This window comes from Novosphingobium mangrovisedimenti, assembly GCF_025153475.1.
GTDB lineage: Bacteria > Pseudomonadota > Alphaproteobacteria > Sphingomonadales > Sphingomonadaceae > Novosphingobium > Novosphingobium mangrovi_A.
In genome coordinates this window covers 435,724-462,708 of record NZ_JANZXA010000001.1, presented here as the reverse complement: position 1 = coordinate 462,708, position 26,985 = coordinate 435,724, and the positions used below count along the sequence as shown (strand labels likewise).

General features: G+C 63.9%; 23 protein-coding genes. 8 read left to right on the top strand and 15 right to left on the bottom strand.

Annotation, left to right across the window (positions count from 1 at the left end):
- Positions 1–54: 54 nt before the first annotated feature.
- Complete coding sequence (locus NZK81_RS02435; RefSeq protein WP_260043531.1) at positions 55–1,125, top strand: glycosyltransferase family 2 protein; 1,071 nt, start codon at positions 55–57, stop codon at positions 1,123–1,125.
- Here the strand turns inward: NZK81_RS02435 and NZK81_RS02430 are convergent.
- The 6 genes from NZK81_RS02430 to NZK81_RS02405 form a co-directional block, all read right to left on the bottom strand.
- Positions 1,122–2,147 carry an NAD-dependent epimerase/dehydratase family protein gene (locus tag NZK81_RS02430; protein WP_260043529.1) on the bottom strand — a complete coding sequence of 342 codons (1,026 nt, stop codon included), beginning with the start codon at positions 2,145–2,147 and terminating at the stop codon, positions 1,122–1,124. The two genes, NZK81_RS02435 and NZK81_RS02430, sit on opposite strands and share 4 nt — an antisense overlap.
- 520 nt (positions 2,148–2,667) lie before the next feature.
- A complete protein-coding gene (locus NZK81_RS02425) occupies positions 2,668–3,804 on the bottom strand; it encodes an acyltransferase (RefSeq protein ID WP_260043528.1) in 1,137 nt (378 codons plus the stop codon).
- Positions 3,805–3,841: 37 nt separating this feature from the next.
- Positions 3,842–5,194 carry a glycosyltransferase family 2 protein gene (locus tag NZK81_RS02420; protein ID WP_260043527.1) on the bottom strand — a complete coding sequence of 451 codons (1,353 nt, stop codon included), beginning with the start codon at positions 5,192–5,194 and terminating at the stop codon, positions 3,842–3,844.
- Between the two features lies 1 nt (position 5,195).
- Positions 5,196–6,368 (bottom strand): glycosyltransferase family 2 protein, encoded by a 1,173-nt coding sequence (locus NZK81_RS02415; protein WP_260043526.1) that lies wholly within the window; start codon positions 6,366–6,368, stop codon positions 5,196–5,198.
- Entirely contained in the window at positions 6,365–7,639 is a 1,275-nt protein-coding gene (locus NZK81_RS02410) for an ABC transporter ATP-binding protein (protein ID WP_260043525.1), read from the bottom strand. The genes NZK81_RS02415 and NZK81_RS02410 overlap by 4 nt, the downstream gene beginning before the upstream one ends.
- Positions 7,636–8,412 (bottom strand): ABC transporter permease, encoded by a 777-nt coding sequence (locus NZK81_RS02405; RefSeq protein WP_260043524.1) that lies wholly within the window; start codon positions 8,410–8,412, stop codon positions 7,636–7,638. The genes NZK81_RS02410 and NZK81_RS02405 overlap by 4 nt, the downstream gene beginning before the upstream one ends.
- A 259-nt stretch (positions 8,413–8,671) precedes the next feature.
- Here NZK81_RS02405 and NZK81_RS02400 point away from each other — a divergent pair, with 259 nt between their 5' ends.
- Positions 8,672–11,029, top strand: a complete 2,358-nt coding sequence (locus tag NZK81_RS02400; RefSeq protein WP_260043523.1) for a glycosyltransferase — start codon at positions 8,672–8,674, stop codon at positions 11,027–11,029.
- On the opposite strand, the gene NZK81_RS02395 is transcribed toward NZK81_RS02400, so the two are convergent.
- Positions 11,026–12,045 (bottom strand): glycosyltransferase family 2 protein, encoded by a 1,020-nt coding sequence (locus tag NZK81_RS02395; protein ID WP_260043521.1) that lies wholly within the window; start codon positions 12,043–12,045, stop codon positions 11,026–11,028. The two genes, NZK81_RS02400 and NZK81_RS02395, sit on opposite strands and share 4 nt — an antisense overlap.
- A 429-nt stretch (positions 12,046–12,474) precedes the next feature.
- On the opposite strand from NZK81_RS02395, the gene NZK81_RS02390 reads away from it, so the two are divergent.
- Positions 12,475–13,425, top strand: coding sequence for a sulfotransferase (locus NZK81_RS02390; RefSeq protein WP_260043520.1), 951 nt, complete (start codon positions 12,475–12,477; stop codon positions 13,423–13,425).
- 116 nt (positions 13,426–13,541) lie between these two features.
- Positions 13,542–14,348 carry a right-handed parallel beta-helix repeat-containing protein gene (locus tag NZK81_RS02385; RefSeq protein ID WP_260043519.1) on the top strand — a complete coding sequence of 269 codons (807 nt, stop codon included), beginning with the start codon at positions 13,542–13,544 and terminating at the stop codon, positions 14,346–14,348.
- Positions 14,349–14,361: 13 nt separating this feature from the next.
- On the opposite strand, the gene NZK81_RS02380 is transcribed toward NZK81_RS02385, so the two are convergent.
- Positions 14,362–15,960: an O-antigen ligase family protein gene (locus NZK81_RS02380; protein WP_260043518.1), complete on the bottom strand. Its 1,599-nt coding sequence runs from the start codon at positions 15,958–15,960 to the stop codon at positions 14,362–14,364.
- Between the two features lie 170 nt (positions 15,961–16,130).
- Here NZK81_RS02380 and NZK81_RS02375 point away from each other — a divergent pair, with 170 nt between their 5' ends.
- Together NZK81_RS02375 and NZK81_RS02370 are read left to right on the top strand one after the other, a co-directional pair.
- Entirely contained in the window at positions 16,131–17,198 is a 1,068-nt protein-coding gene (locus NZK81_RS02375; protein WP_260043517.1) for an acyltransferase family protein, read from the top strand.
- Positions 17,199–17,268: 70 nt separating this feature from the next.
- Positions 17,269–18,561, top strand: coding sequence for a GumC domain-containing protein (locus NZK81_RS02370; RefSeq protein ID WP_260043516.1), 1,293 nt, complete (start codon positions 17,269–17,271; stop codon positions 18,559–18,561).
- A gap of 125 nt (positions 18,562–18,686) precedes the next feature.
- On the opposite strand, the gene NZK81_RS02365 is transcribed toward NZK81_RS02370, so the two are convergent.
- The 3 genes from NZK81_RS02365 to NZK81_RS02355 all read right to left on the bottom strand — a co-directional run bounded on the left by NZK81_RS02365 (position 18,687) and on the right by NZK81_RS02355 (position 22,445).
- Entirely contained in the window at positions 18,687–19,148 is a 462-nt protein-coding gene (locus NZK81_RS02365) for a PilZ domain-containing protein (RefSeq protein WP_260043515.1), read from the bottom strand.
- Between the two features lie 194 nt (positions 19,149–19,342).
- Positions 19,343–20,686, bottom strand: coding sequence for an HlyD family type I secretion periplasmic adaptor subunit (locus tag NZK81_RS02360; RefSeq protein WP_260043514.1), 1,344 nt, complete (start codon positions 20,684–20,686; stop codon positions 19,343–19,345).
- Between the two features lie 22 nt (positions 20,687–20,708).
- A complete protein-coding gene (locus NZK81_RS02355) occupies positions 20,709–22,445 on the bottom strand; it encodes a type I secretion system permease/ATPase (RefSeq protein ID WP_260043513.1) in 1,737 nt (578 codons plus the stop codon).
- Between the two features lie 305 nt (positions 22,446–22,750).
- Between NZK81_RS02355 and NZK81_RS02350 the strand changes: the two genes are divergently transcribed.
- Together NZK81_RS02350 and NZK81_RS02345 are read left to right on the top strand one after the other, a co-directional pair.
- Positions 22,751–22,996, top strand: coding sequence for a hypothetical protein (locus NZK81_RS02350; RefSeq protein ID WP_260043512.1), 246 nt, complete (start codon positions 22,751–22,753; stop codon positions 22,994–22,996).
- Positions 22,997–23,136: 140 nt separating this feature from the next.
- Positions 23,137–23,568: an MAPEG family protein gene (locus NZK81_RS02345; RefSeq protein WP_260043511.1), complete on the top strand. Its 432-nt coding sequence runs from the start codon at positions 23,137–23,139 to the stop codon at positions 23,566–23,568.
- 3 nt (positions 23,569–23,571) lie between these two features.
- On the opposite strand, the gene NZK81_RS02340 is transcribed toward NZK81_RS02345, so the two are convergent.
- The 4 genes from NZK81_RS02340 to NZK81_RS02325 form a co-directional block, all read right to left on the bottom strand.
- A complete protein-coding gene (locus NZK81_RS02340) occupies positions 23,572–23,859 on the bottom strand; it encodes a ribosomal protein L7/L12 (protein WP_260043510.1) in 288 nt (95 codons plus the stop codon).
- The gene (locus NZK81_RS02335) at positions 23,856–24,194 is read right to left on the bottom strand and encodes a hypothetical protein (protein ID WP_260043509.1); all 339 of its coding nucleotides are present in this window, start codon (positions 24,192–24,194) and stop codon (positions 23,856–23,858) included. Before NZK81_RS02335 ends, NZK81_RS02340 begins: the two co-directional genes overlap by 4 nt.
- A 515-nt stretch (positions 24,195–24,709) precedes the next feature.
- The gene (locus tag NZK81_RS02330; RefSeq protein ID WP_260043508.1) at positions 24,710–25,489 is read right to left on the bottom strand and encodes an SDR family NAD(P)-dependent oxidoreductase; all 780 of its coding nucleotides are present in this window, start codon (positions 25,487–25,489) and stop codon (positions 24,710–24,712) included.
- A 99-nt stretch (positions 25,490–25,588) separates the two neighbouring features.
- A complete protein-coding gene (locus NZK81_RS02325; RefSeq protein ID WP_260043507.1) occupies positions 25,589–26,914 on the bottom strand; it encodes a NupC/NupG family nucleoside CNT transporter in 1,326 nt (441 codons plus the stop codon).
- Positions 26,915–26,985: the final 71 nt, after the last annotated feature.

Below are 26,985 nucleotides of genomic sequence, written 5' to 3'. Positions count from 1 at the left end.
CAGGCAGGTTATAGTCTGGTGGCCTGCGTACACAGCGAGACAGGAATTCTTGGCATGAACCCGGCCATTACGGTGGTGATACCTGTGTACAACGCTGAACAGACGATTATGCGGACGCTCTCGTCCATTCAGGCGCAAACGGTCGGGGACCTGGAAATTCGGGTGGTGGACGACGGGTCGCAGGATGCGACGGCCGCAATCGTCGAGGGCGTCCGGGCGCAGGACTCGCGCGTCGTTTGCCTGCGGCAGGCGAATGCGGGCGTTGCTGCAGCGCGGAACACTGGCATGGAAGGTGCGCGCGGCCGGTTCACGGCGTTCTGTGATGGTGATGACATCTGGCATCCCCAGAAGCTGGAACGTCAGATCGCCGCGCTCGAAGCCGATCCGGGGGCCGGGTTGTGCTATTCCTGGTATCGCCGCATCGACGCGCATGACTGCGTGCTGCCGGTCTCTCCGGCGCCGCGCATCGAAGGGGCCGTGCTTTACCGGCACCTGGAATGGAACTTCATCTCGAATGGCAGCACCGTGCTGGTCCCCACGCCGCTCGCACGGCGGACAGGCTTCGAGCCAGCGCTGCGCGACGCCGGGAACCAGGGGTGTGAAGACTATCTTTTCCAGTTGCGGATTGCGCAGGCGCACCGGTTTGTGTGCGTTCCGGCCTATCTCGTGGGATATCGGATGAACGCGCAGAGCATGTCCCGCGGCGTGGATCGCATGATCCGGTCTCATCTGCAGACATATGCGATCATGGAGGAGAGCCTTCCTGCCGACCGGGCGGTTGCGAAAATCCTGGCCCGTCGCCGCGCGAAACTGCTGGTCGAGCTTTTCCGCAACCGCGTGCGGCGCGCCGACCTGCCCGCGGCTGTCGCGGCGCTGGCCGGGGCACTGCGCGCGGCGCCGCGCCTGGTGCCGGGCTTCGTGATGGAAGAGCTGCGGGAAGGCATGGCGCGCTCCGGCCGTGCGCGTACCGATGCCGGGGACAACGTGCCGCCGCCTTTGCGTCCTTTCCAGGATTTCGGCCCGGAAGAGCCGGATGGATCGTGGCGGTCCCGCCGTTCGCCCGCATATCTCGCCTGGCTGGGCGAGCTCGACGCGGCGCAGCAGCCTGCGGCGGTCCCGGTCTAGGCGCTCGACGCCATATTGTTCCGGGCCCGGGCCTCTTCAGCCAGCCGCAGCGGTGACGGGGCGTCGGTGCTGGCACCCTTCATCACCTTTTCGGCAAACCATTCCAGAGTGCGCCGGACGCCTTCCTCGTAATTGATCCCGGCTTCCCAGCCGGGAAGGATACGGCGACACAATGTCAGGTCGGGCCGGCGGTTGGTCGGGTCCTGCGGAATCGGCGGGCACATCTTGAGACGCGCGCCCGGTATCAGGTCGGCAATGAAGCGCGCCACGTCGATCACCGGGATTTCGCGATCGTTGCCGACGTTCAGCGGGCCCGCATAGTCTATGTCGTCGGCCCAGAAGTACCGTTCCAGCGCGTCGACGATGTCGTCGACATAGCCCCAGCTGCGGGACTGGAGGCCGTCGCCGTAAATCGTCAGTTCGCCGTTCGTCAGGGCCTGGCTGAGAAAGTTGGAGATCGCGCGTCCGTCGTCCGGCCGGGTGCGCGGGCCGTAGACATTGAAGAGGCGCACGATGCGCAGGTCGATGCCGGTCGTGCGGCGAAGCTCGAACAGGAGCGATTCGGTGCAGCGCTTGCTCTCGTCGTAGGACGAGCGCGGTCCGGTGCAGTCGACCTGTCCGCGATAGCTTTCCGGTTGCGGGCTGATGACGGGATCGCCGTAGACTTCGGAGGTCGAGGCAAAGCTGATGCGTCCGCCCGGGACGAGCTTGTCAACGCAGTTGAGCGCGCCCATCAGGTTGGCCTTGATGGTGCGCACCGGCTCGCGCATGTACCACGGCGGCGAGGCCGGCGAGGCGAGATGGATGATCTCGTCGAAGCGTTCGTCGGTGGCAAACGTCTCGATGTCGGCGATTTCCAGGTGCAGCCTCGGATCGGTGACGTGCGCGAGATTCTCACGCTTGCCCGTCCAGAAGTTGTCCACCACGACCAATGTGTCCAGGTCGGCGCGCTTGATGAGGCGGTCAACGATATGCGAACCGATGAACCCCGCACCCCCGGAAACCAGAACCTTTTTGCCCATGCCGTATAACTGTCCCTGTCAGTTCTGAAACGATTCGATGTGCTTTCACAACCGAACGCCACCTAGTAAGGAAATTTCCAGTATAAATTGTTGCATTGCAACTGAATTATTCGACACCCCGAAGGGGTTTTGCAATGTCGTTTTTGCGTATCTACTTAAAGATCACATTGTTAAAATTTTTTAACATTATAAATTTCATTGTGTGTGTCGAAAATTACTGCGCGTGACCTGTTGTTGTAAAGACTATAAATACTCTTTCAAAGTCAGTGGCGGTAGGAATTATCGCGCCTGCGCGCTAAAATTTTACTAAGAGAGTGATACATATTTGTTGTCGTGATTTCTGGAATCGAAGAGACTAGACACCCTTGTCGAAATTGAACTGGTCTGCCTGATTTGAGAACTGCACGCACAGGCCGTCAAGGATGGCACGCGAAGCTGGCCCATTTCGGTACGACCGTTCTCGAACGGGTGCTGACGGATCGGCTCCTGCGCCCATAAGCCGGAATCGGGTACATGGCGGTCATGCCGCCTGCGGGCGTTTCCGCTGCTTCGCGGTCTTGCTGCGCTGGCCGATGCGGCTGATGGCGAAAACCTGCATCTGCAGCCAGTTGAGCGGGGTTCTCAAGCAGACGTAGAGCAGCGCGTGCACGACGATCGCCGCGCTGAAGATGCCGACGAACAGGAACGGCGTTTCGAACTTGGGCATGCCTGTCAGCATGCCGGGATAGAGCGTGAGCAGCACCCAGCCATGCAGCAACAGGATCGCCAGCGATGCCTGTCCGAAGAACTGTCCGACCTTGCCGATCATCATGCCGGCTGAGCGCTGCGCGGCCCAGACCAGAAACAGCCCGAAGAGCAGTTGCTGCGGCACGTAGACGAAAATCGATCCATACTGGCCGATCATCGGTTGCGGCACGAAGTGGAGATCGCAACTCAGGCAGGGACCGGCACGAAACAGGCCGTGACGGTTGATGAGCGCCAGCACCGTGGAAAGGATCAGCGCGGTTACTGCGGCCCAGTTGGGGATGGCCTTGCCGTGCGGCATCTTCATCCCGATCAGGAAGAACAGCGTGGCGGTCGGCCAGTTTCGCCATTCGTAGATGTTGTCCGGCAGTCCCAGCTTCTTGGTCGTCCAGACGAGTGCGACCAGTGCGGCGGCGATGACGCCGAAACGGATCCACGAGCGCAGGAAGAGGTAAGCGAGCACGCGCGCGATCGCGAGGACCACGAAGAACCAGGCCACGAAGCTCGAGTAGCCCACGCCATAGACGAGCGGACGGCCAAAGGCCTTGGCCGCATCCCAGGCACTCGGGAAACTCTGACCGATGAGAATGATCGCGAAGCCCACGACATGGGAAATGATCGCGAACAGCAGCAGCGTGGCCGAATTGCGCAGGACCGGCTCGATGCCCTTGTTCGCCAGCTTGGGGGCGGCCATGCCGCTCAGCAGGAAAAAGGCCGACACGTCGGGGGCCAGGAGCTTGAGCTGATATAGCGAGGCCCAGGCATTCGGACCCATGTGGATCGAGACGCCGATCATGGCGTGGATGTAGAACACGCAGATCAGGAGGTATCCGCGCGCGACCTCTTGCGTGCGCCCGTGGCTGTCAGTCTGCGAATCCAGCAGGATGCCGTTGCCCAGAATGTTGCGTGCCATGCGCCCGGTTCTTGCGAGCCAGTCCTGTTGCGGCGGTTCAGCGTTCAACGGATCGTCTCCATTGCCTTTGACTTTCGTGGAGCTGGGCGATGAAGTCGGTGACGCCGATCATGTGCAGCGGGGCAAGGCCGTTCCAGTCGGCCGGGTCTCCGCCGAATTGCGATGCGGCCAGGATGGGAGCGAGTTTGCGCAGCGTGTGCGGGTGCGTGAGGTAGGCCCGCAAGTGACGTGCATCCCATGGTTCTGCCGCAGGCGAATAGGGTAATGCCGCGATCTCGTATCCGCGATGGTGGAGGCGCACCGCGACCGGCCTTTGTTCGGCAAGCATGGCCTCCGCGCGCTCGATGCCTTCGGCGAGGTCGATTTCCAGAAGCGGTGGAGGGGCCTCCGCGCTGCTGCCCGTTCCGAACGTGGCGAAGTGCCGGCCCAGTGCCTCGATGCTGCCGCGTTGATAGCAATAGAGCCGCAGCTGCCGGTCGAGCCAGCGTCGCAGCCCGCCAAGTCCCAGCCGTTCGACAAGTCTCAGCAACGGCGGGCCCGCAGCCATGACGGGGCGGTCCATAAGGCCCAGCCGTGGCAACAGGATCCTGCGGAGGCGGCCTGACCAGCTGCGTTTGCGCAACTGGCGCGGGGCCGCATGAAGACGGACAAATCGAGGGTGCTTGAGGGCCATCAGGGCATCGGAGCGCCCTTCTTCCTTGGCCCGGCGCAATGCGCCGTTCGGGGTGGTGGTGAGATGTTCCTGGTGCCAGCCAAGGGCCTGCGGCGCATAGATGAAGGGCGCGCCGTGTTCCATGAGGCGCACGCCGAGTTCCCAGTCTTCGCGGGCTTTGGCGAATTGCGGATCGAGGCCGCCGACCTCGTCCCATAGCTCGCGGGACATCGACAGGTTGCCGGTCAGGAGATCGCGGTAGGTGAACCTGTGCCCCGGGGCGGCAACCTCTTCGAAATGCGAAGTCCACCAACGCCGCGCATCGAGACGGAAGCGTTCGCCCGATGCGACGGGTTCCGGTGGATAGGGGCCCAGAACGGCCGCGCCGGGGTTGGCTTCATGGGCTTCGGCGTGGGCCGAGACCAGGCGGTCGGTGGGGATGACATCGTCGTCGAGGAACAGCAGCAGGCGGCCCGTCGCCTTGGCGACACCGGCATTGCGGGCTTTTGCCGGCCCCGTTCCCGGCAATTCCACGACAGTGATCGAAAAGGGATCGGAGCGTCCGGCAAGCATGGCAGGCGACCCGTCCCGGCAGCCGTCGAGTACGACGACGACCTCGAAGGCCGGCGTTTGCGGTATTTGCGCGGCGAGTGCGTCCAGCACCTGTGCCAGCAGTGCCTGCCGGTTGTGCGAGGGGATCACCACGCTGATCATGGGGCTGTCGGCAGAGCTTGGCATGCTATGCCTGCCTGGCCTGCCGACGAGCGCGGAAGTAGCCTGCGGGACCGGCCGATGCGCCGCGTGCCTGTGCCACGGGAATACTGAACGGAAGGCCGTTGTCGGCTGCGCGCCGCCTTTCGCGGACAAGGGCGGGAATCTGCTGGCGCAACCATCGGACAAGGCGCATCACCGCGCGCGGATTGCGCTCGAACAGCAGGGCCTTGGTGAGTATCGCGAAGGAGCCGCATTCGTACGCGTAGATCTGCTGTTCGAGTTCTTCCATAGATCGGCGATGCCGGTGCCAGTTGAGTGCCTGCGGATCGTAGGCGATCTTGTAGCCCGCTGCGAGCAGGCGGCGGAAGAAGTCGGTCTCGTCGCCGGCATGCGCGGCGGTTCCGGCACCCAGCGCGGGATCGAACCGTCCCACTGCATCGGTCGCCGCGCGGCGGACGGCGAAATTGACACCGGCGCCTGCCTTCCAGCTGTCGAATGGATCGACCACGACCGCATCGTAGATGACCCGCTGGAAGCCGCGCCCGAACCCCCCGAGCCGCTGAAAGGCGACTTGTGCATCGCTTTCCAGTTCAAGCGCCATGGTAAGCCCGGCTGCCGCCATGACCAGCGGATCGTCGAAATTGCGCAGCAGGCAGGAGAACCAGTCGGGATCGGGGACGGCATCATCGTCGGTGAACGCGATGATCTCTCCTTCGGCCTGATCGAGCGCGGTGTTGCGGGCGTGATCGAGACCCGGTTTCGGTTCGACCACGTAGCGGACCGAGGGATACTGCGCGACGAGTTGGCGCGTGGCATCGGTCTTGGGCGCGTTGTCGACGACCAGGATCGACGGCTGTCCGGTCATGGCCAGCAGGCCGTCGAGGCATCGTTTCAGGTCATCCGGTCGCTCGCGCGTGCAGACGGCCACGGAGGCGCTGGGAATCTGGCTCGGTGCCGGTTCGGCCGGTGTCATGCCGATCTGCCGGGTGGTCCAGCATTCCCAGAACGATGAGTTGGCCGCCCGGGCCAGCTGTCGGGCGAGCGGCGCTTCGGGATCGTATTGATCGTACCAGATGATGGCCTGCCCGCACGGGCGGCCATCGAGACGCAGCAGCACGAAAGCTCCGTCGTAGCCCTCTGGTCGGTCAAGATGTTCGGGAAGGGCATCGAAGGACAGGTCGAGAACAGAAAGTTTCACGACGTTTCCCTTGTCAGCAGAGGCTCCTTCAGGCGTGCCTCGGCTTCCCATTGGACAGGCGGATTGAGCAGCCCCTTGGCGGAGCGCGAACCGATGATCCGCAGCGGATAGACTTCCGCATGATAGTCGTAGACTTCTTCCCAGTCGGCCGAGAAGAGGCCGACCGTCACCCGATATTGCGCCGCCGTCAGGTCGAGCCGGTCGATCGACAGTGTCAGCGTCCCGTCGGGAACGGGGACCACGATGTTCCCCAGCAATGAATTGGTCTCGTAGCAGCAGGTGCCGTCTTCGGCGTAGATGCCCATCACGGCAATGGCTTCCTCGACCTGCGGGGAGCCCTTGTATTCGAAGGTCACGCGCAGTGGCCCGCCGGTGCGCAGCGCTTCGACGGGCTCGCCGGCATGGTCGCGCAGTTCCACGGCCCCGATCTGCATCTTGCCCGAGCCGAACCGGTTGACCTCGTGCTCGAGGCGCGGATCCGCTTCCACCTGGGGCAGCAGTTCGCGGCTTTCGCTGGAAAGCTTGGACTCCAGCGTTGCCGCGTAGAGTGCGAGCGTTTCCTGACGCGGTCCGTAGGCGATCATTTGGCCGCCTTTCAGGAACAGGACGTCGTCGCACAGCGCGTCGATCTGCTCGACGTCGTGGGACACGAGGAAGATGGTGCAGCCGGCCTCGCGGATTTCGGAAACGCGCGCGAAGCACTTGTGCTGGAATGCCTTGTCGCCGACGGCGAGGGCTTCGTCGATCAGCAGGACTTCGGGCCGGGTATGGATTGCGACGGCAAAGGCCAGCCGCATGCGCATACCGGTTGAATAGGTGCGCACCGGCGCCTCGATGTATTCCTCGAGTTCGGCGAAGCCGACGATGGCATCGAACTGTTCCGCGATTTCGGACCGCAGCATTCCGGCAATGACGCCCAGCAGGAAGACGTTCTCCCGCCCGCTCAGATCCTCGGTGAGGCCGGCCCCGATGTCGAGCAGGGCGCCGATCCGTCCGGCAACCGTTATGCTGCCTTCGTCGGGCCGGCCGACCCCGCCGATCAGGCGCAGGAGCGTGGACTTGCCGGCCCCGTTCAGGCCGACGACCCCGACCGACCGGCCGCGGGGAACCGTGAAGCTGACGTGGCGCAGCCCCCAGTGTTCGGCTTCGTGCTGGGCGCGTCTGGCCCCGCGGCCGGACAGCAGGTAGCCCTTCAGCGTCGTCGGCCGGCCGGCGTTGCGACTGGGGTAGTACTTGCCCAGGTCCTGAACGATGATTGCGCCCTGCGTCATAGCTCGTCCACGAAACGATAGCTGACGTGGCGGAAGACCCATGCGCCGATCGCCACCAGCGGGACGGACACGACCAGCAGCTTGGCCAGTGTGATCGCATCGGGAAATGCGTGGCCGAGGAAAATCGACCGATAGCATTCGAGCAGCCAGGCAAACGGGTTGAGCGTCGTCAGGAACGCGAAGGTGTGGTCGGCCTGAATGGGCCTGTAGAACACGGGCGTGACGTAGAAGCCCAGCATGACGCAGATCCCGACGAGATGCTCGACGTCGCGAAAATAGACGTGGGCGGCGGCGGCCAGGTAGCAGACCCCCAGCGTCAGCAGGAACTGCATGACGATGACGAGCGGCAGCGAGACGATCGCGGGGCCGGGCAGCCCTGTCTGGACAACGGCGCAGATCAGCAGGAGCGGCAGCGCCAGCAGGAAGTGCACGCCCTGGCTGACGATGGTCAGCACCGGCAGCAGGAAGACGGGAAAGCCGGGGCGACGGACCAGTTCCCGGTTGGCGGTCACGGCTATCGTGGACGATGTGAGCGACGTGCTGAACCAGCTCCACGCCAGCACGCCGGTAAAGACGAACGTCGTGTAGTTCTCGATATTGAGCGGCAGCACCTTGCTGAACACGGTTGCGAACACGAGCAGCTGGCTGAGAGGCTTCATCAGCGACCATCCGAGACCGATCGCTGAACGTTGATAGCGGATCTTGAGGTCGCGGCCGACAAGTTCGAGAAGCAAATCCCGCCAGTGCAGGGCGGTGCGTGATCGCAGGTTCACTTATACTCCCCAATATCGCCGCGCCGGGACATCGGCTTAGTCTCCTCTTCGTGTAGGAGCAGTAAAAGGCCAGCCCTGTTTCGCTACGGACGACCCTGTAATTCGAGGATATGTCAGGCTTATAGCACCCATGCCGCGCCGCACAATTTTTTTTTAGAATCAATGAACAGACCTGCTATCGTAGCGTGAACTGCCAGTTCCTGTCCTTCGCGCACGCTGCGTTTTGCACAATAGCATGCACGGACACGCCGGAGACACGATGCCTTCCGTTTCCGTTATTATTCCGGCCTATAACGCTTCGGCTACCATCGGTAGTACGATCGAGAGTGTTCGGCGGCAGAGCTTTCCCGATTGGGAAGTCGTGATCGTCGATGACGGCTCAACCGATGGGACAGTGTCTGCCGTCGAGCGTCATGTTGCGGGAGATGATCGCTTCACCCTTGTCAGGCAGGCGAATGGCGGGGCGGCAGCGGCGCGCAATACCGCCCTTGCCACCGTGCGTGGTACGTGGATCCAGTTCCTCGATGCGGACGATCGGCTGGCCGAAGATCATTTCGAGACGATGCTCGCAGCCGCGGCGGCCACGCCTGGGGCTGGCCTGCTCCATTGCGGGTGGCGGCGTATCCGCAACGGGGTGCCATGGTGGACGTCCCATCCGGCGGCGGACCTCGACAACCCGTTCGCCGTGACGGCCCGGTCCTGTCCTTTCGCGATCCATGCCGCCTTTACCCGCAGCGAGGTTATCCGTGCGGCGGGAGACTTCGATACCGCGCTGCATGTCTGCGAGGACTGGGACTTGTGGCAGCGCATTGCGCGCATGGGTACCGTATTCAAGGCTGTTCCCGGCCATTGGGTCGATGTTCATGCGCGTGCGGGTTCGCTTTCCAGCGATGTCACCCGGCACCTCGAGGATGGTCTGCGCGTCATTCGCCGTGGCCACCAGCCCGACCCTCGCCTGGCAACGCCCTTGCCGGTGCTTGCGCAGGGCGCGCCAGCGGAAGGTCTGCGCGATGCGGTGTGGTCTCACGCCTTGTGGGTAGCGGCGGTGGGGATTGGTCGGAACGCCGATCCGGCGGCGCTTCTCTCGCGCGTGCCCGAGCAGGTGGAGACTGGTCTGGACATTGGCATGGCTGCCGCCATCGTGGAGGATGCACTGGTCGTGGGGGGCTTTGCGGCGTCTCCGCCCTGGCCGGACCTGTGGCCCCGGGTCGATGCCGGCGTGCGTCGTCTTGTGGATTGGCTGGACCGTCAGGATCGGGACGGGAAGATGGGCAGCCGGATTCTCTCGATGCTGTCCTTGCGCATCCTGGATGAACTCGATGGTACGCGGGCCGTGACGGTCGGCAATGCCCATATCGAACCGATCGACATTGCCCGGACGATCCCGAACCTCGATCTGCCGGGCAGGGAACGGCTGCGCTGCGTCGTGCTCTTTCGCGGCCGCGAGCTTTGCCGTTTCGATGCGGTGGTCTTCGGGGGCATGTCCGGCGAGGCGCTTGCCGCAGCCGTTCGGTCGCGCGTGGATTCGCCCGAGCTGCGCGAGCAGCTTGCCGGCGTGCGCCTGCACGAAGGGCCGCTGAAGCGATGGAAGGGACGTTTCGTTTCCTGGCGCAATACGCGGCGGTTGTGGCGCGCGGCGGTGCGGGCCCGGCTGAAGCGGGACGTGCGGGCGGGGCGCTGGCCTTACGCCAACGTACTGGATCTTCTCTATGATGCGGCTCCGGCCTACCCCGCAGCGCGGCTCGCGGATGCCGCGGTTCAGGGCATCGTTGCGGAGGAGCGCGAAAAAGCAGGCAGGATCGCGCCTGCGCTCCCGCGCGAGCAACGCCCGACCCCTGCGGCGGATGAACGCGGCGGCAATGACGCACGCGCGGTGCCCGTCGCCAGCGCGTGGCACCCGTTTCCCATCCTCATGTATCATCGCATTGCCGATGTTGGCCCGGCGGCCCTTGCACAGTGGCGCACGAGCCCCGCTGCCTTCGAAGCCCAGCTGGGTTGGCTGCATGACAACGGTTTCACCGGCATAACGCTGGAAAGGCTGACTGCGGTGTTCGCCTCGGGGCAGCCGTTGCCCCAGCGTTCGGTGGCGATCACTTTCGACGACGCGACCCGCGACTTCATGGAAACGGCCTTGCCGCTGCTCCAGCGATATGGTTTTCCGGCGGCCCTCTATGTGCCCACCAATGCTGTGGGAGGCCATGCGGACTGGGATAGCCGATATGGCGAGCCCGCGCCGCTGCTCGACTGGGCAGAGATTGCATCGCTGCAGGATCACGACGTCACGATCGGAGCGCATGGTGTCAGGCACGTAGGTCTCACGGGCCTCGCGCCCGAGGAGTTGGTGCGGGAACTGGCGGGGTCGAAGGCCGTGCTGGAAGCCCGGCTCGGGCGGGAGGTGACGTCCATCGCTTATCCGTTCGGGGCCTTCGATCCGGCGATCCGCGACATGGCGGCGCTGTGCGGGTATCGTACCGGCCTCACGTGCGTCGAAGGTCTGGTCGACGCCAGTGCCGATGCCCTTGCCCTGCGCCGGCAGGAGGTCAGGGGCGGTATCGCCCTCGATGCGTTCGCCACCCTGCTCGGCAACAGTCGGGCGAGGGGGCCGGTCGAGGTTTAGCCTTCGAAGCGGCTGCCGACCGGAAAGCGCAAGGTATCGGCAGCCGCGGCTGGGGCGGGCTTGCGACGGCGTGCCTTGCCGCGGATCGGGAGCCGCCACAGCAGCGAATCCAGCGCCGCTGCCGGTGCGGTGCGCAGGAGCATGCCCGTGGCCAGCCCCGGCGAGCGTTTGGCCACGAGGCGTGCCAGTTCCAGAACCGTGGCGGGCTGGCGGCGATGGACGGCGCGTCTGACGGCCCAGTTCGCGTAAGTGCGAAGACCCTTGCGGACCAGCTTCTTCTTCTGCGGGTACTTCGCCAGCATTTCGTCGAGCACCATGGTCCACGAGCGGAGCATGCGCGGCAGGTTGGCGGACATGGCATCCGGCAACTGCCGGTATCCGATCTGGTAGTCCTCGACGACGGCAAACTCGTAGTGTTCGGCGACACGGCAATAGAACAGGATATCCTCGCAACCCTGCGCGCCGGCGGCAAACAGTGCTGGTTCATAGCCGTTCGCGGCCTCGAGCGCCTCGCGGCGTACCAGCGCCGCGCTGCCGTTGCCGATGAAGTTGCTGATGAGCAGCGCATCGAGCACGTTGCCCGAGAATTTGGGGCTGTCGTCGCGATAGGTCACGCGGTTGTCGCCGTCGATCATCACGTATCGTGAATAGACGAGGCCGACCCGCGGGCCCGCCTCCGACAGCACGGCAAGCTGGCGCTCGATCTTGTCCCGCGTCCACAGATCGTCGGCGTCGACGAAGGCTATGAGGTCGGAGCTGGCCTGCCGCCAGCCGTTGTTGCGGGCGGCCGCCACGCCTGCGTTTTCCTGCAGCACGTGCCGGAAGCGCGGATCTGCGGCGGCAAATTCCCCGATGATCCGGGCGGTGTCGTCGCGCGATCCGTCGTCGACGACGATGATCTCGAGCGCATCGTGCGTCTGCGCCTGTACCGATCGTAACGTGTCGGCAATTGTATCCTGTGCATTGTAGGCGGGAATGACGACACTGATCAGAGGGAGGCGGCGATCGCCGGTCATTGCTCGAAGACTTCCTTGCCGCAGCGCAATAGCGCCATATGATTTCGCCCGGAGCGACATTGCATGATTTCTTTAGACCGTGGGAGTAAATTGTTGATGATTGAAGCCCCGTGTGCATATCAAGTCGCCGGCGGACGGGGGATAATCAGAATTCGCGCGTGCAGCATGGTCGGTTTTGGCCTGTTGCAGGGTGCGGCAGGTTGACAGGTATTTGCCAGAAGATTGCGCGGGTCCCGACTAGATGATCGCAAAGTTGAAGCAGCACTTCCAGCCGATCGCTGCGTTGGCGATTCGTGGCGGTTCGGTCCTTGCCGCGGGCGAGCTGTCACGGGGCCCAACATCGCGAGCTTCATGGCTGTCTGCTATTTCAACAAAATCAATACCATGCATGATCGGGCAGGTGGCGCCCATTAACCGGAAAGTCGTATTATGACCTTGCTGATCCATCCCGGGTTCCACAAGACGGCCACTACTTGGCTGCAGAACGAGCTATTCACCGATCCGCGCTGGTTCCGCATGCTGATGCAGCCGGAGGATGTGCAGAAGTGGATCGTCCGCCCGCATGATTTCGCCTTCGATGCCGACGCCGCGCGCCAGGAGATCGCCGCGCGCCGGGCAGCGGGGACGCCGGCGTCGATCGACGTCATCAGCAACGAGAACCTGGTGGCCAACCCGTTCTTCGGCTCGCGCGAATCGAAGCTGCTGGTGGAACGTCTCCGCCTCATTGCCCCGGAAGCGAAGATCCTTCTGACGGTGCGCAGGCAGCCTGCGGCGATGCGCTCGCTCTACCAGCAATATGTCAAGCGTGGCGGATCGCTGTCGGTTGAGGACTTTTTCGACCAGAACGAAAAATGCGAACCGGGCTATTACGGGTTCGATCCGCTGTGCCTGCGCTTCGATCTGCTGGCCGACGAATATGCCAGGGCGTTCGGCCCGGACAATGTGCTGGTCCTTCCCCAGGAACTTCTGGCGAAAGACGCGCGGGCCTTTCTCGGCGCCATCCTGCAGCACTGCGGGATGGCCGGACCGGCCGAAGGCGAGACGCCGTCCACCAAGATGGGGGCGGGCAAGAGTCCGCCCGATGGCGGCGTGCCGCTGCTGCGTCTGGCGAACCGGTTGCGTCCGACCCCCGTCTATCCGGCGGGACCGCGTTCGCTGGCCCCGATCGGGAACTTCCTCTATCGGCTGGCGTACCATCAGCACGCGTTTTCCTCGTACTATCGCAGAAAGCTCGAGGGTGCGATCGAGGAGCGGGCATCCGGGCACTACGCTGCCGGCAACCGCCACCTGCAGTCCTACTGCCCCGTGGACCTCGCGAAGCTCAAGTACGAGATGGCCGAGGACGTGTCGCTGCCGGGCGTAGCGGCGGGCGGACAATAGGCGCATTGCCCGGATCGCGACAGCCCTTGTTCAGGCCGTCGGTATATTACGCTGCCGGAGGACTGGTGCTGGCGGCGTTCCTGGCCGGTGCATGGGTGTTTCTAGGAGGCAAGATCATGTCGATCCTCATGATGGCGCTCGGCTCGACGCTGTCGGCCACGCCAGCCACCGTCGAAAGGGTGATCGAGGATGCCCCTCCCGGCGCGGTCATCGTGCTGGCGCCGGGCGATTACGGGAAGATCCGCATCCAGGGCAAGACATGGTCCGAACCGGTCACGCTCAACATGACCGATGCGCGCGCGACGCTGGAAATCGGCAACGCGCAAGGGGTGCGCGTCGTCGGCGGCACATTCGGCCTGGTGAGCCAGGGCTATGCGATCCACGTCCTCAACAGCCGGGACATCGGCTTCGAGAATGTGAAGATGACGTCCGCGCAGCGCGGCCTTGTCATTGCCCAATCCCAGGACGTCTCCGTTTCGCACGCCCGGATCGTCAACATGACGATCGACGGCATCAATATCGGGTCATCCCAGCGCGTGACGGTGACGGACAGCTCGTGCAGCGATTTCAGGACGGGCAAAGCCCATCCCGACTGCATCCAGATGTGGTCGTCGCCCACGAGGGGGATCACGCAGGACGTGAAGTTGCTGCGCAACAGTTCCGACGGCGACATGCAGGGCTTCACGGCGTTCAACCACGTGCGCAAGGGCGTCGACGACGGCGGTTTCGACCGGATCACGATTGCCGACAACCGGGTGCGTGCCTACCGCGTGAACGGCGTGGCGGTCTACGATTGCCGGAATTGCGTCATCGTCAACAATGTCGCCGAAACGCCGAAAGACGCAAAGCGCCACGTCGTGATCCGGGTCTTTCGCTGCACCGATTGCACGGTGAAAGGCAACGTCAACGGACGGCGTCCCTAAGGGGCAGGTTGTCCTAAAGCCAGCGGCGCGTCGTCGACACGCCTGCGGAGGGCGCGTCCTGCCGAACCCGGTAGGCGCATGCCGCGATCAGCCCCATCATCATGAAGACGACCGAGACGTTGTCTTCCTGGGCCAGCACGATCTTGGCGACCATCCAGACGGCGATACTGGTTGCCGCCGCGATCGCCACGCTGGTTTCTCCCTTGCTCGCTTGCCCGACCTGTATTCCCTTGAGGACGAACAGGCCGAACATGGCGGTCATCACGAGGAAGCCGACAAGGCCGTAGTTCAGGGCCGCGGCCAGGATGTAGCTGTCGATGGAAAGCTCGCCCGCGGGGTTGCGGTAGCCGAGCACGCCGGCGCCTTCGCCGGGGCCGTATCCGATCACGGGCCGCTTGATGATGAGCGGGATGGCCGCCTTCATCTGTTCCACGCGGCCCTGCGTGCTGGCGGCATGCGCACCGCCGCCCAGCGTCATGATCCTCAGGCGCGGTACGGTCAGCACTGCCGTTGCCGAGAGCGCCAGCAGGACCGGCATGAGGAACAGCAGCGCGGCTGCGACGATGTTGGTGCGTTCGAGGCGCCACTTGCGGATCGTCCATGCCGCGAAATAGACGCCGTGGGCAGCCAGGGCGCCGACGATGCCCACGCGCGCCTGGGTGAGAAGGATGCCATAGAACACCAGCGCATGGCACAGCAGCGCCACGGCGCGCAGCCACAGCTTCCGGCCCTCGACGATGTAGTGGAGGAAGAACGGCATCGCCATCGCCATGAATTCGCTATAGGACAGCGAGGTCGAGAACGGTCCGGTCACGCGGTATTCGCCTTCGCGGAACATCGGGTCGAGCAGGTTGATCATCGCCGGGTCGCTGACCTTCAGGAACCACGGGATGTGATTGGCCCACAACAGGCCCTGATTGCGGTATTCGAAGTAGCCCAGCACGACCAGGAACACGGCGAGCGCGCGGATGATATTGGCGAAACGGTCCACGTTGCCCGGCTTCGACATCACGTAGGCAACGATGAAGAAGACCGCCGTCCAGCCCAGCTGGTTCTTCACGAAAGTGGGTATCGATCCCGCCACGTCGACGGAGAAGGGGACGGAGAGCGCCTGGAAGGCGACGAAGGCCCAGAGCAGTTTTACTTCCAGAGAGGAAGCGCGGCAGATGCGCCACAGCTCGTCCCGGAAAGCCCGGGAGGTCGAATAGCAGATCAGGAAGCCCAGGATCGACAGCGCGACGAACAGGCGGCGAATTTCTATCAGCGGCAGGCCCGGCAACTGGATGGCGAGATAGTAGGGCCAGACCACCACGGCCACGAAATAGGCAAAAAAGGTGAAACTCATGAACCGGGTCGGCGGATTGCGGTTTTCCGGCAGGATCCAAATGATGAGCAGCGTCAGGACGACGAGCGGCAGCAGCGGAACCACGATGCGGTTCAGCGGCAGGCCACCGATGGCCAGTCCGAGTATGGCCGCTACCAGAACGATCGCCGCCTTCAGGGCGAACTTGGCAGCAAGCCCCGATTCGGAGGGGTGGTAACCGGATAGCGTGAAGGGGCGACGTGTCTGCCTGTCTCTGGACCAGAACAGGAATCGGACCGTTTGCTGCATGACCACCTTTCCGGGAACCTTTCTCACGCCCGAAACCGGGGTGAGGCGGGCCGCATGCGCTTGCCCACACTTGCTTTTTGCGATGTACCCTATAGAGCCGGAATGGCAAAGGCGGGATTAAGCGTACGGTCTGTATCCTGCCGGCTGGTGAAGTCATCCAGGCAGGATCAGTGACGACGACTTCCAATTCGCCCACGCTTCCCGAAACCGCCCGTTCCCGGCCTCGCCTCGATGATCTTACGCGATGCAAGGGGCTCGGGATCGTTCTCGTGGTGATCGGCCATCTGCTGGTGGCGCCGGCACCGCCGGGCGCGCATTGGTTTTTCGTCATGCGCACGGCGATCTATTCGTTCCACATGCCGTTCTTCCTGTTCGTGAGCGGGTTCCTTTTCTACTACACCGGCGGCGACAAGAAGGCGCAGGCCGCGCCCCTGCGGTTTCTTGCGCAGCGAGCCTACCGGCTGCTCGTTCCCTTCACGATTTTCGGCATGCTGCTGGTGGCGGCCAGTTTCGTTGTCGAGGGGCAGGCCCGTATCGCGCTCGCGGGTTCGGGGGGCATGTCGCATCTGCTGCAGGCATTCCTGGCCTATGCCGGCGACAGCCTGGTCGTGCATACGGCCGAGAGCCCGGCGCAGTTCCTGTGGTATGTGGCGGTGCTGTTCGAACTGATCGTTGTCGCGGTGCTGCTGCGGCCGATCCTGCCTACGCCGCTGCATCTGGCGATCATCTTCATTCCGCTCATGCCGCTGGTAACGACGCCGGGGCTCGACGTTCTCTACGTGAACCGGCTTTTCATTTACGGCGGCTTCTTCTTTGTCGGAGGCGTGGTGGCGGGCGATGCCGGGCGCTGGACGCGCATGGTGGACGAGAACCTGCTTTCGGCCATTCTGGTGTTCGTGCTGGTGCTGGTGATCACGCGCCTGTTGAGGATCTATTACATATCGATCCTGTCCTGCGGTCTGGCGTCGCTGGCCGTCCTGCATGGCCTGTGCCGGCGGGACTGGCCGCGCTTCAACCGCTTTACGCAGTGGATTGGCGAATACAGTTTCGTAATATACCTTCTCAACACTCTCTTCATTTTCTCAAGCAAGTTCATCATGGACCGCTTTTTTACGTGGAACGATACGTTCTTTCCGCTTTATATGCTGGTCATGCTGTCTTGTGGACTGTTCGGACCGATCTTCGTGAAGGCCATGATCTTTCGCCGCATTCCTTTTTTCGACAGGATAACGAGTTGAGCGAATCCGGAAGGGCACTGTCGCGGCGTGACGTCCGCCCTGTTCCGGGCGTGGGGCGGGGGCTCGTGCCATGCTTGGCCTGAACTGGCTGCGCATATGCCGCGCGCACTGGGTCACCATTGCCCTGGCCACGGTGACGTGTCTGCTGACCGCCCTTATGGTGGCGCGGTCGCTGCCCAAGACATATGTCGGGTCGGCGCGCGTCGAGGCGGACAACCTCGAACCTGATCCGCTCACGGGCAAGTACCTGTCGCGAACGGTCCTTTCGCGCTTTTCCGAAACCCAGACCGCGATCATCGGGGATCCGCTGGTGACGGAGCCTGCCGCGCTGAAGCTGGGCTACGTCATATCGCCGCCGGGCGGCGATACCTCGAATCCCGCCTATCTGCGCAGCCTTCGCTCGAGCGCCCGCGGCGTCAGCCAGCAGACGGACGTTCGCTGGGACGCGAACGCGCCGTTCTTCGACATCAACTTCTTTTCGGATTCGCCCCAGGATGCGCAGCACGGGGCCGCGATCGTGCGTGAGGTCTATCTGGACCGCATGCTTGAGGTCAGGCGGAAGAACGACCTCGAGCGGCTGGAAACGATTCGCGAAGAGGGGGCGAAAGTCGCCAGCGCGCTCGACAGTGCGATGAAGCGCAAGCGTGACTTCGAGCAGGCCAACAACGTGCACCTGTTCGATGACAACAGCGACAGCATCAGCCTTGCATTGCAGGCGCTTTCGGGCAGCCCGCGCCTGGCCCAGGAGGCCGCCGCTCGGCGTGTGCCGCGCAATCAGCAGGCTTTCGGCCAGATTGCGAGTCTGGATGCGGCGCTGGCTTCGGCGCAGATCCAGCTTGGCCCCAATCACCCGACGGTCCTGGCATTGCAGGCGCGTCGTGCGGCGCTCGTGGCCCAGGCGGTCAACCCTGCCGCCAGTGCCGGATCGGCGCCGCAAGTGGTAGGGACGGCAGGCGCGATTACCGCGCAGACCGCCCGGTTGCTGGAAGACCGGGGCAAGCTTCAGCCGGCGCGGCTGATCGCCAGCGAAGTCTCCGTCCTTTCGCAGCGGGCGATCGTGCTTACCGGGCAGGCCGCCGTATTGCAGCAGGCCATCGCTTCGAGCCATACCGGGCTGAAGCCGATAGGGGATGCCACGGCCTCGCCCAAGCCGGTTTCGCCTAACATACCCGTGATTGCGGCGCTGGCGCTGGTGATCGGCTTTGTCCTGGGCGTCCAGATCTCGGTGGTGATCGAACTGCTGAACCGGCGCGTGCGCGGTGCCGACGATCTGGATGATTTGGACGTTCCCGTGCTCGTCGCCTACAACAGGAAGAAGGTCTATCAGACCGACACCGGCGAGCCCGAACCGCTGGTAGCCTAGGGCACGATCGTCTTATCTTGAAACGTGATTGTACCGCCCGCGGCAAGGCCGGGAGTGGTCAAGGACGCAGGGTGTCGAGATTTTCCGGATGGAATGCGGCGGGGGTCAAAGGCGCCAGCGCGGCTTCAGGATACGACGCGGCGCCTCAGGCCTTCGCCGATCGCTATGAAGGTTTCGGCCGTCGCGAGTGCAACCGACCGGACGACGCCGAGCCGTACGGGCCGTTCGACCAGCGGGGCTGCGTCCTGTTCCGGGGGAAATGCGATATTGCCGAGCGGCTCGACGTTTTCGATCGCCTTTGCGGCCAGGACATCGGAAGTCTGCAGCGGGGCATCGAAAGCGAAGCCGTAGCGCGGGTGCATCGCCCAGACCACGCGCGCTGTACGGCGTCCCAGCCATGCCGCGCCGATCGACACACTGTCACCCTCTTTCAGGATGGAGTTCAGGCTTGCGCGGAAACCGGTGACGGAGAGGTTTTCGATCTCCACGTCGATGGGGGCGCCCGTCTTGCGGATGGTTGCCGGGATCGCGACATCGCGACGGTCGCCCGCGCGCTGTTCCAACTGCAGTTGTACTGCCAATCCCATGGCATGTGCTCCCTCGATAAGGTATCGCGGATTCATTACAGCCGTCCGCGTTAAAAATGCTTTAACTTGCGGCATGCGGTAGGGCGATAGGGCCGGCGAAAGTACCGACATCTTTTTACTAAGGCCTTGTCGCCAAAGGTGTCGTGGCAGCATGAAAGCCTGCCCGACGCGCGATCATCCGGCCAAATTCAGGGTCAGCTTTCGAGGAAGGCCCGGGCGAACTGGTCGCGTAGCGGCTTGGTGATGTAGGACAGCATCGTCCTGTAGCCGGTGGTGATGAACACTTCGGCGGGCATGCCGGACTTCAGCTTCGTATCGCCAATCTTCTTGAGGTCGTCGCGGGTGAGGGCGATGCGGGCGCGATAGTAGCTGATCCCCGTGCGGTTGTCCTGCGCGCGGTCGGCCGACACGAATACCACCTTGCCGGTGACTTCGGGGGTCGAGGGGGCGCTGAAAGCCGTGAAGCGGACGCGCGCGTCCTGCCCGACGCGGACCTGATCGATGTCCATCGGATTGATCTGCGTGGTCACTTCCATCCTGTCGTCGTCGGGCACGATTTCGACGATTTGCTGCGCCGGCGGAACGAAGCTGCCGATGGTGTTGAACGCCAGCTTGTCGATCACACCGCCATAGGGTGCGCGCACGGCGCTGCGGTCGTAGGTGTCGCTGGCGGACGCGGCGCGCACCCGCTGGTCGTTGAGCTGGGAATTCACCGTCATCAGCTGGGTGCCGGCATCGGACCGGACGGTCTGTTCCATATTCAGGATCTGTTCGCGTACTTCGCCGATGCGGGCGCGGCTCTGTGCCATCTGGGCGGAAAGGGAGGCGGACTGGCCTTTCAGTTCCACCGCCGTGCGCTCGATCTGGTTGAGGCGGTTGATCGACACCAGGCGCTTGTCCCACAACTTGCGCAGGCCGTCGCGTTCGGGAACGATCAGGGCGTATTGCTGGTTCATCGCCGCGGCCTGGCGCTGGCTGGCGACGATTTCCTGCTGATACTGGGCAATGCGCTGCGTGAGCTGGGCGCGCATGCTGGCATTCTTCTGCTGGTCCAGCTCGAACAGGCGCTGCTGGTCTTCCATGGCCTGCTTGGCGGCAGGGTCGGTGCTGTTGGCCAGTTCGTCGGGGAAGGTGATCGAAGGCCGTGCGAGCTGTACCGCCTGAAGCCTGGCGCGCGTGGCCAGCAGCTGGGTCACCGTCATGCCCGAGTATTCCGCGTTGGCGCCGCTGACCGTCGAATCGAAACGGATCAGGACATCGCCTTTCTTGACGTGATCGCCTTCCTTGACGAGCATGGCCGAGATCACGCCGCCGGTGGGGTGCGAGATTTCCTTCACGAGCGATTCCGCCTGTACCTCGCCCGAGCCGACGACCGCGCTGCCCATCGGCAGGAGTGCTGCGGACCCGACGATTCCGACCGTGAACAGGATGATAGAGGCCGTGGCGGTGCGAACGGTCTTGGACATGCCTTCACGCATCGTGTCGGCGGAGTGGATGGCGCGTTCGACCGTATCGATTTCCATCAGCATCGTGGACATGGGTGGGTTCCTGTCAGGCGGTTCAGGCTGATGCGGCAACGCGCACGGGTGGCGCATTGCGCTGGCTGGGCAAGAGGACGCGCGAGAGCACATCGTTCTTCGGACCGAAGTCGCGCGCCACGCCGCCGTGGATGCACAGGACGTAGTCGAGCGCGTTCAGGACGACCGGGCGGTGCGCGATGACGACCACGATGGCGCCGCGGTGCCGCGCGTTCTCGATCGCCTGGATCAGCGCGGTATCGCCTTCGCTGTCCAGATTGGCATTGGGCTCGTCCAGCACCAGCAGGAAGGGGTCGCGAAACAGGGCGCGGGCAAGGGCGATCCGCTGGCGCTGGCCGCCAGAAAGCGCCAGTCCGTCGGACCCCACCGGGGTTTCATAACCGTCGGGCAGCCGGACGATCAGGTCGTGGGCATTGGCGGCGCGGGCCGCGGCGATGATGTCATCGCTGGTCGCGTGCGGGTCGAAGCGGGCAATGTTCTGCGCGACGGTGCCGTCGAAGAGCTGCACGTCCTGGGGCAGGTAGCCGATGTGGCGGCCCAGTTCGTCCGAGTTCCACTGGTCGATGGTCGCACCGTCGAGGCGCACGCTGCCGGCCATGGGCTGCCAGATCCCCGTCAGGGCGCGGGCCAGCGTCGACTTGCCCGAGCCGCTGGGGCCGATGATGCCGATGCCGTCGCCGGCGGAGAGCGAGAAGCTGATGTTGCGAAGCGTGGGCATGCCCAGCGCGGGCGGGCCAAGCGTGAGGGCTTCCACCGTGAGTTCGTTTTTGGGCGCGGGCAACTGGGTGATTTCGGCGTGATCCGGAAGCCGGGCGATCAGGGTGTTGAGCCGCCGCCAGGCATCGCGCGCGCCGGCGAAACCGCGCCAGTTGGCAATGGCCTGATCGACCGGGCCGAGCGCACGGGCGGACAATATCGAACTTGCGAATATGATGCCGCCCGAAGCCTCGCCGCGAATGACGAGCAGGGCGCCCACGGTCAGCACGGCCGATTGCAGGAACTGGCGAAAGCCCTTGCTGGCGCCGCCGAGCAGGCCGGCAAGCCGCGAGAAGTGCTGCTGCCGGTCCAGATACACGGAATTGACCGAGAGCCAGTGATCGTTGATCCGGCCTTCCATGCCGAGCGCCCGCAGGGTTTCGGCGTGGCGGCGGTTCGCCTCGGCGATCGCCGAGCGCGTCGCCGACATGCTGGCCAGCTCGCGGACCCCGGTGGCGGTCAGGCGGGCGTTGAGCACGGTCAGGCCGATCATGACGATGGCGCCTGCCAGGACGGTCACGCCCAGCCAGATGTGCAGCATCGAGATGAATACGAGGAAGAACAGGATCCAGGGCAGGTCGATGAGGGCGGTCGGCCCGGGCGAAGCCAGGAAGGAGCGGATCTGGTCGATGTCGCGAACCGGCAGCATGGCTTCGACGTCGCTATGCCCGTTGACGGCAAGATGGCTGATCGCCTGTTGGATGCGGGGGGCCATCTCGAGGTCCATCGAACCCGCGATCTGTGTCAGGATATTGCTTCGCAGGATGTGGAACAGGCTCTGGAAAGCATAGACGACCGTGATCATCAGCAGCAGTCCGAAAAGCGTCGGCATGCTGTGGCTGGGCAGCACTTCGTCATAGACCAGCATCATGTAGATCGACCCGCCGAGCAGCAGGATGTTGAGCAGTACGCTGAGCAGTACTACGGAGATGATGCCGGTCCGCGCCTTTTTCAGCGACTGGTAGAGCGGGCCGTCCGTCTGTCCTCGAAAAGCTAAGGCCATTCTAACTCATAACCTTCATGCAGCAGCACACGTGTGCAGGCGCTGATCTCAACCGGATTCCGACGTCGTGTATGCCGTTTCTGGCGCACTGCCATGTCCGGCCGCAGTCCACGGTTTTCCAATGCCGGTAGCTAATGGGATGTGGTTAATATTTGGTAATCGGCAGTTCCGCTTTTGCGGGTGCGCGTGGACGGCACGATGCAGCCGGGTGTAGAGATGCCGATTGTGTAGGGGGGGAACTTTTTGCTACCACCCGCTTTGCATCAGTGCAGTGTTTTGCACCCGCTTTACAAGGGAGAGTGCTCATGGCCGATCCTGCGCCTACCGGCCGCGCCAAGTGGTTCTGGATCATCATCATCCTGCTTCTGCTCGTGGTTCTCCTGGTCTGGTTGTGGGATCCTTCGGGCGACACCAGCGACATCGTTGCTGCGCCGGAGCCCACCGGGCAGTCGACCGAATGGGCGGTCGAGCCGGAAGGCCCCAAGGTGCCGGTCGACTTGCCGACGACCCCGATGACCAATGTTCCCGCGGACGAGACTGCCGGCAACTGACAGGTGGCCCTGTCCGAGGGGCCTGTCTTTCGGCTGACAGAGTAAGGCGAGCGGCCTCCTGCTGCGCTCCGTCGCGCTTGCGGGCGTGTTCCGGCTTGGGCATCCTTCCGGCCAGATGGGAATATGGGGGAGAAACACGCATGCACGCCACCAGCCAGACCTTGATCTTTTTGCCGGTGCTCACTGTCGTCGCACTGACCTTTGTCGCGTTCGTGAAAATGGCGATTGCGCGCGGGGCAGCCGTGAAGGCGGGGCAGGACCCGGATTTCTACCGGGCGCATCTAGGTGCACCCGAGCCCGAGGCGGCGACCGCGGCAGCGCGTCACTGGGACAATCTGTTCGAACTGCCAACGCTGTTCTACGCGGCCTGCATCACGGCCTTTGTCATGGGCGCGGTCGGGCTGTGGACGCTGATCTTCGCCTGGAGTTTCGCAGGCGCTCGCATCGTGCAGAGCGTCGTGCACATGACGACCAACAACCCGGGCCCCCGGGGGCTGGCTTTCTCGCTGGGCGCGGTATTTGTGCTCGCGCTGTGGGTCGATATTGCGCTGGCCGTGTTCGCGGCGATCTAGGCTCTAGCGACGCTCCATCGCCTCAACGGCTTCCTTCGCTTCCTTGAGGCCCATGCCGGTGGCTTCGCGAAGGAGCTTGATCGCCTCGATCTTGCGCCCTTCGGCGATCGCGGCCTCGATCTCGGCCCGGACCGAGGGGCCAGGATCCGGGCGAGGCTGCCGGGTGGGTGGTTGCGAGGTGGCGGGTGGCCCTGACAGGTCGCGTTCGGTTCTGGACGTTCGCCCGGAGAGCCAGCCCAGCACGAAGATGGCCAGTGCGACGAGTGCGATCAGTGGCCAGCTCAAGGTCATGAGCCCTTGTCTCGCGCCTTGATGCCCCGGATCTGCGCCAGGTCGCCCTTGAGGACGTCCAGCGCATCCTGTTCCGACTGGCCCAGGTCCTTGAGGTCGAGATGGCGGATCAGCACTTCCAGCGCATCGCCGATGTGCCCGATCTGCCTGCCGTAGCTGCCGACTTCATCGAGGATCGCACGTTCGGTTTCGGGGCGCTTCGTGGCGCCTATGTTGACGTTGATCAAGCCGATGGGGCCGGTGTCCAGATTCCACGTCCAGGGGTTGATCGCCTGCCACAGGCGGTCGGGCGCGAGCTGGAACTGGTAGGGCCGAACATTCGAGTCTGTGAGCATCGCGCTCCCCCTTGGTCGTTTCCCCCGTGGCGGCTTGGGCAGAATAGCACGAAATGGCGGGAGAAGGCATGAAGTTCGTCTGCGCCTTGCCAGCGCTCCCGGGCCCCGGAACCGCCGCCTCTGGGGGGGTATGGAGAGGCGGCGGCCGGCGCAGCGCAATGCTGAGCCTTGGGGTCGGGGCAGCCGAACGGCGGCTTGCCTGCAACGGTTGTCTCGTTCGTCGCATGCTACGATTCGAGGAAGTATTGACTGGAATCTATATACTGGAAAACTTCAGACAAGTTAAAATATTGGTCGAAATATTATGAAAACGATTTTCATTAGAAATCGAAATTTCGAACGAAGGTCCATTAAATCGTTTAATTCAGTAGGCAATCACGCATAAGTAAGTAAAATTAGCTATTTTTCTGTGTATAAATACTTGAGAGGCGGGCGCCTGTGATACTCTCGGGCTCTGTGGTGCACCTGCGCTCGGGAGGCGTGGCGCCGGATTGCAGAGCGCCCGATGGCAGGGATCAGGCCAGGTCTTTCATGCCTTGTGCCATGCTCGCCAGGGCTTCACGCCGCGGCAGGCTGCGCAAGTGCTCGAACATGCCGCGATAGTGCGCATGGGGAATGTAGGTGGGCCCCTCGCGCAGGTTGTCGAGCGTGAGGCGGGCGACTTCCGCGGCGGGCTGCAGGTTGGTTATACCGTTTAGGTTTGCCGTCGCCTCGCTTTCGGTGGCGCCGGGGCATAGCGTAAGAACGTCTATGCCCGTGCCCTGCAGTTCCCCCCACAGGCCTTCGCCAAGCGAGACGACAAGCGCTTTCGAGGCCGAATAGGCGGTCGAATAGGGGCAGCCGATCAGCCCCTCGACCGAGGCCGTGAACACGATGCCGCCGCGGCCCCGCGCTTTCAGGCGAGGGATGAAGCCGTGGGCAAGCTGCATGGGCGCGTGGCAGTTGACGGTGAGCATCCTGGCCATGGCCGAGGCGTCCTTGGTCTCGAACGCACCCTTGATGTTGAAACCGGCATTGCTGATCACGAGGCCGATGTCGGTCCCTTCGGTTTCGGTCAGCAGGCGGGCCGGGGCATCGGGATCGGACAGATCGGCGCCGATCACCCGGGTGCGCACGCCGCACGAACTCAGCAGCCGCTGTGCAAGGGCTTCAAGCCGGTCGGTGCGCCGGGCGACCAGCACCAGATCGAAGCCTCGTGCCGCCAGCTCCTCTGCAAATGCCAGCCCGATTCCCGACGAGGCACCGGTCACGAGAGCGACCGGGCCGTAGGTGTTGCGAAATTCCTCGGGTTTCATGGCTCTCTCCGGACCGGCTCTGACGGCGATGGGAGAAAGGAAGCGCTGCCTTTGGCGATTGTCCAGACGAATGTCGGCAAGATCGCCGGGGCGCTTGGCTCAGGCCATGCCCAGGAACAGCCCCGCCAGCGCCGCGCTCATCAGGTTGGAGAGGCTGCCGGCGGCCAGTGCACGGATGCCCAGCCTTGCGATCGTCGGGCGCTGGTTGGGTGCGAGGCCGCCGGTCACGGCCATCTGGATCGCGATCGAGGAGAAGTTGGCGAAACCGCACAGCGCGAACGTGACGACGGCCACGGTGCGCTGCGACAGCATCGAATCCTTGCCCAGTTCGATGAACGAGACGAATTCGTTGAGCACGATCTTGGTGCCGAACAGGCCGCCCGCGTGCATCGCCTCTGTCCAGTCGGGCGCGGCGAGCAGGTAGAAGATCGGTGCGAAGACGTAGCCCAGTAGCGACTGGAACGTCACGTCCTGGAACCCGAACAGTCCTGCCGCCCAGCCGACGATGCCGTTGGCGAGCGCGATCAGGGCGACGAAAGCCAGGACCATGGCGCCGACAGCCACGGCCAGCTTGACGCCGGTCTGCGCGCCTTGCGAGGCTGCCATGATGAGGTTGGCGGGTTTTTCCTCGTCGTGTTCGACGGGTTCGGGCTCTTCGACGTGGACGCCGGGCTGGTGTGTCACGTCCTCGCGGTTGAGCGCGGCGGCGGCCATGCCGGCGGGGGGTGAGGAGCCTTCGTGGACGTTGCTTTCGTCCGGGTGGGGCCCGCGCGGGTCGGGCATGATCATCTTGGCCATGAAGATGCCGCCGGGCGCCGACATGAAGGCGGCGGCGACGAGATAGTCGATGCGGATGCCCATGCTCGCATAGGCGGCCAGGATCGTGCCGGCGACACCGGCCAGACCGACCGTCATCACGCAGAACAGCTGCGAGGGATTGAGGCTGGCCAGGTAGGGCCGGATCACCAGCGGGCTCTCGCTCTGGCCAACGAAGATGTTGGAGGCCGCGCACAGGCTTTCCACCTTGCTGATCCCGGTCACCTTCTCCAGCGCGCCGCCGATCCAGTGGATCACCAGCGGCATGATCTTCAGGTAGTAGAGGATCGAGATCAGCGAGGCGAAGAAGATGATGACCGGCAGCGCCGAAATCGCGAAGCTGGTGCCGCCGATCTCGGCCGAGGCGATCGGGCCGAACAGGAAGTCGATCCCGGCATGAGCATAGCCGAGCAGGCTCTCCACGCCCGAGGCCGCCCCACGCAGGACGCGGTTGCCGAAGGGAACGTAGAGGACGAGAGCGGCAAGGCCCGCCTGCAGCGCGAAGGCCGCGCCCACCACCCGCAGGCGGATCGCCTTGCGGTCGGTGGAAAGCAGGAAGGCTGCCGCCATGATGAGAACGATGCCGAGCAGGCTGTAGGCGACATGCATCGAGGCGCGGATCTTTCGTGAAATGCGAGAGGAATCGGAGGAACCTATCGAGGCGGGTGCAAGACGGCTAG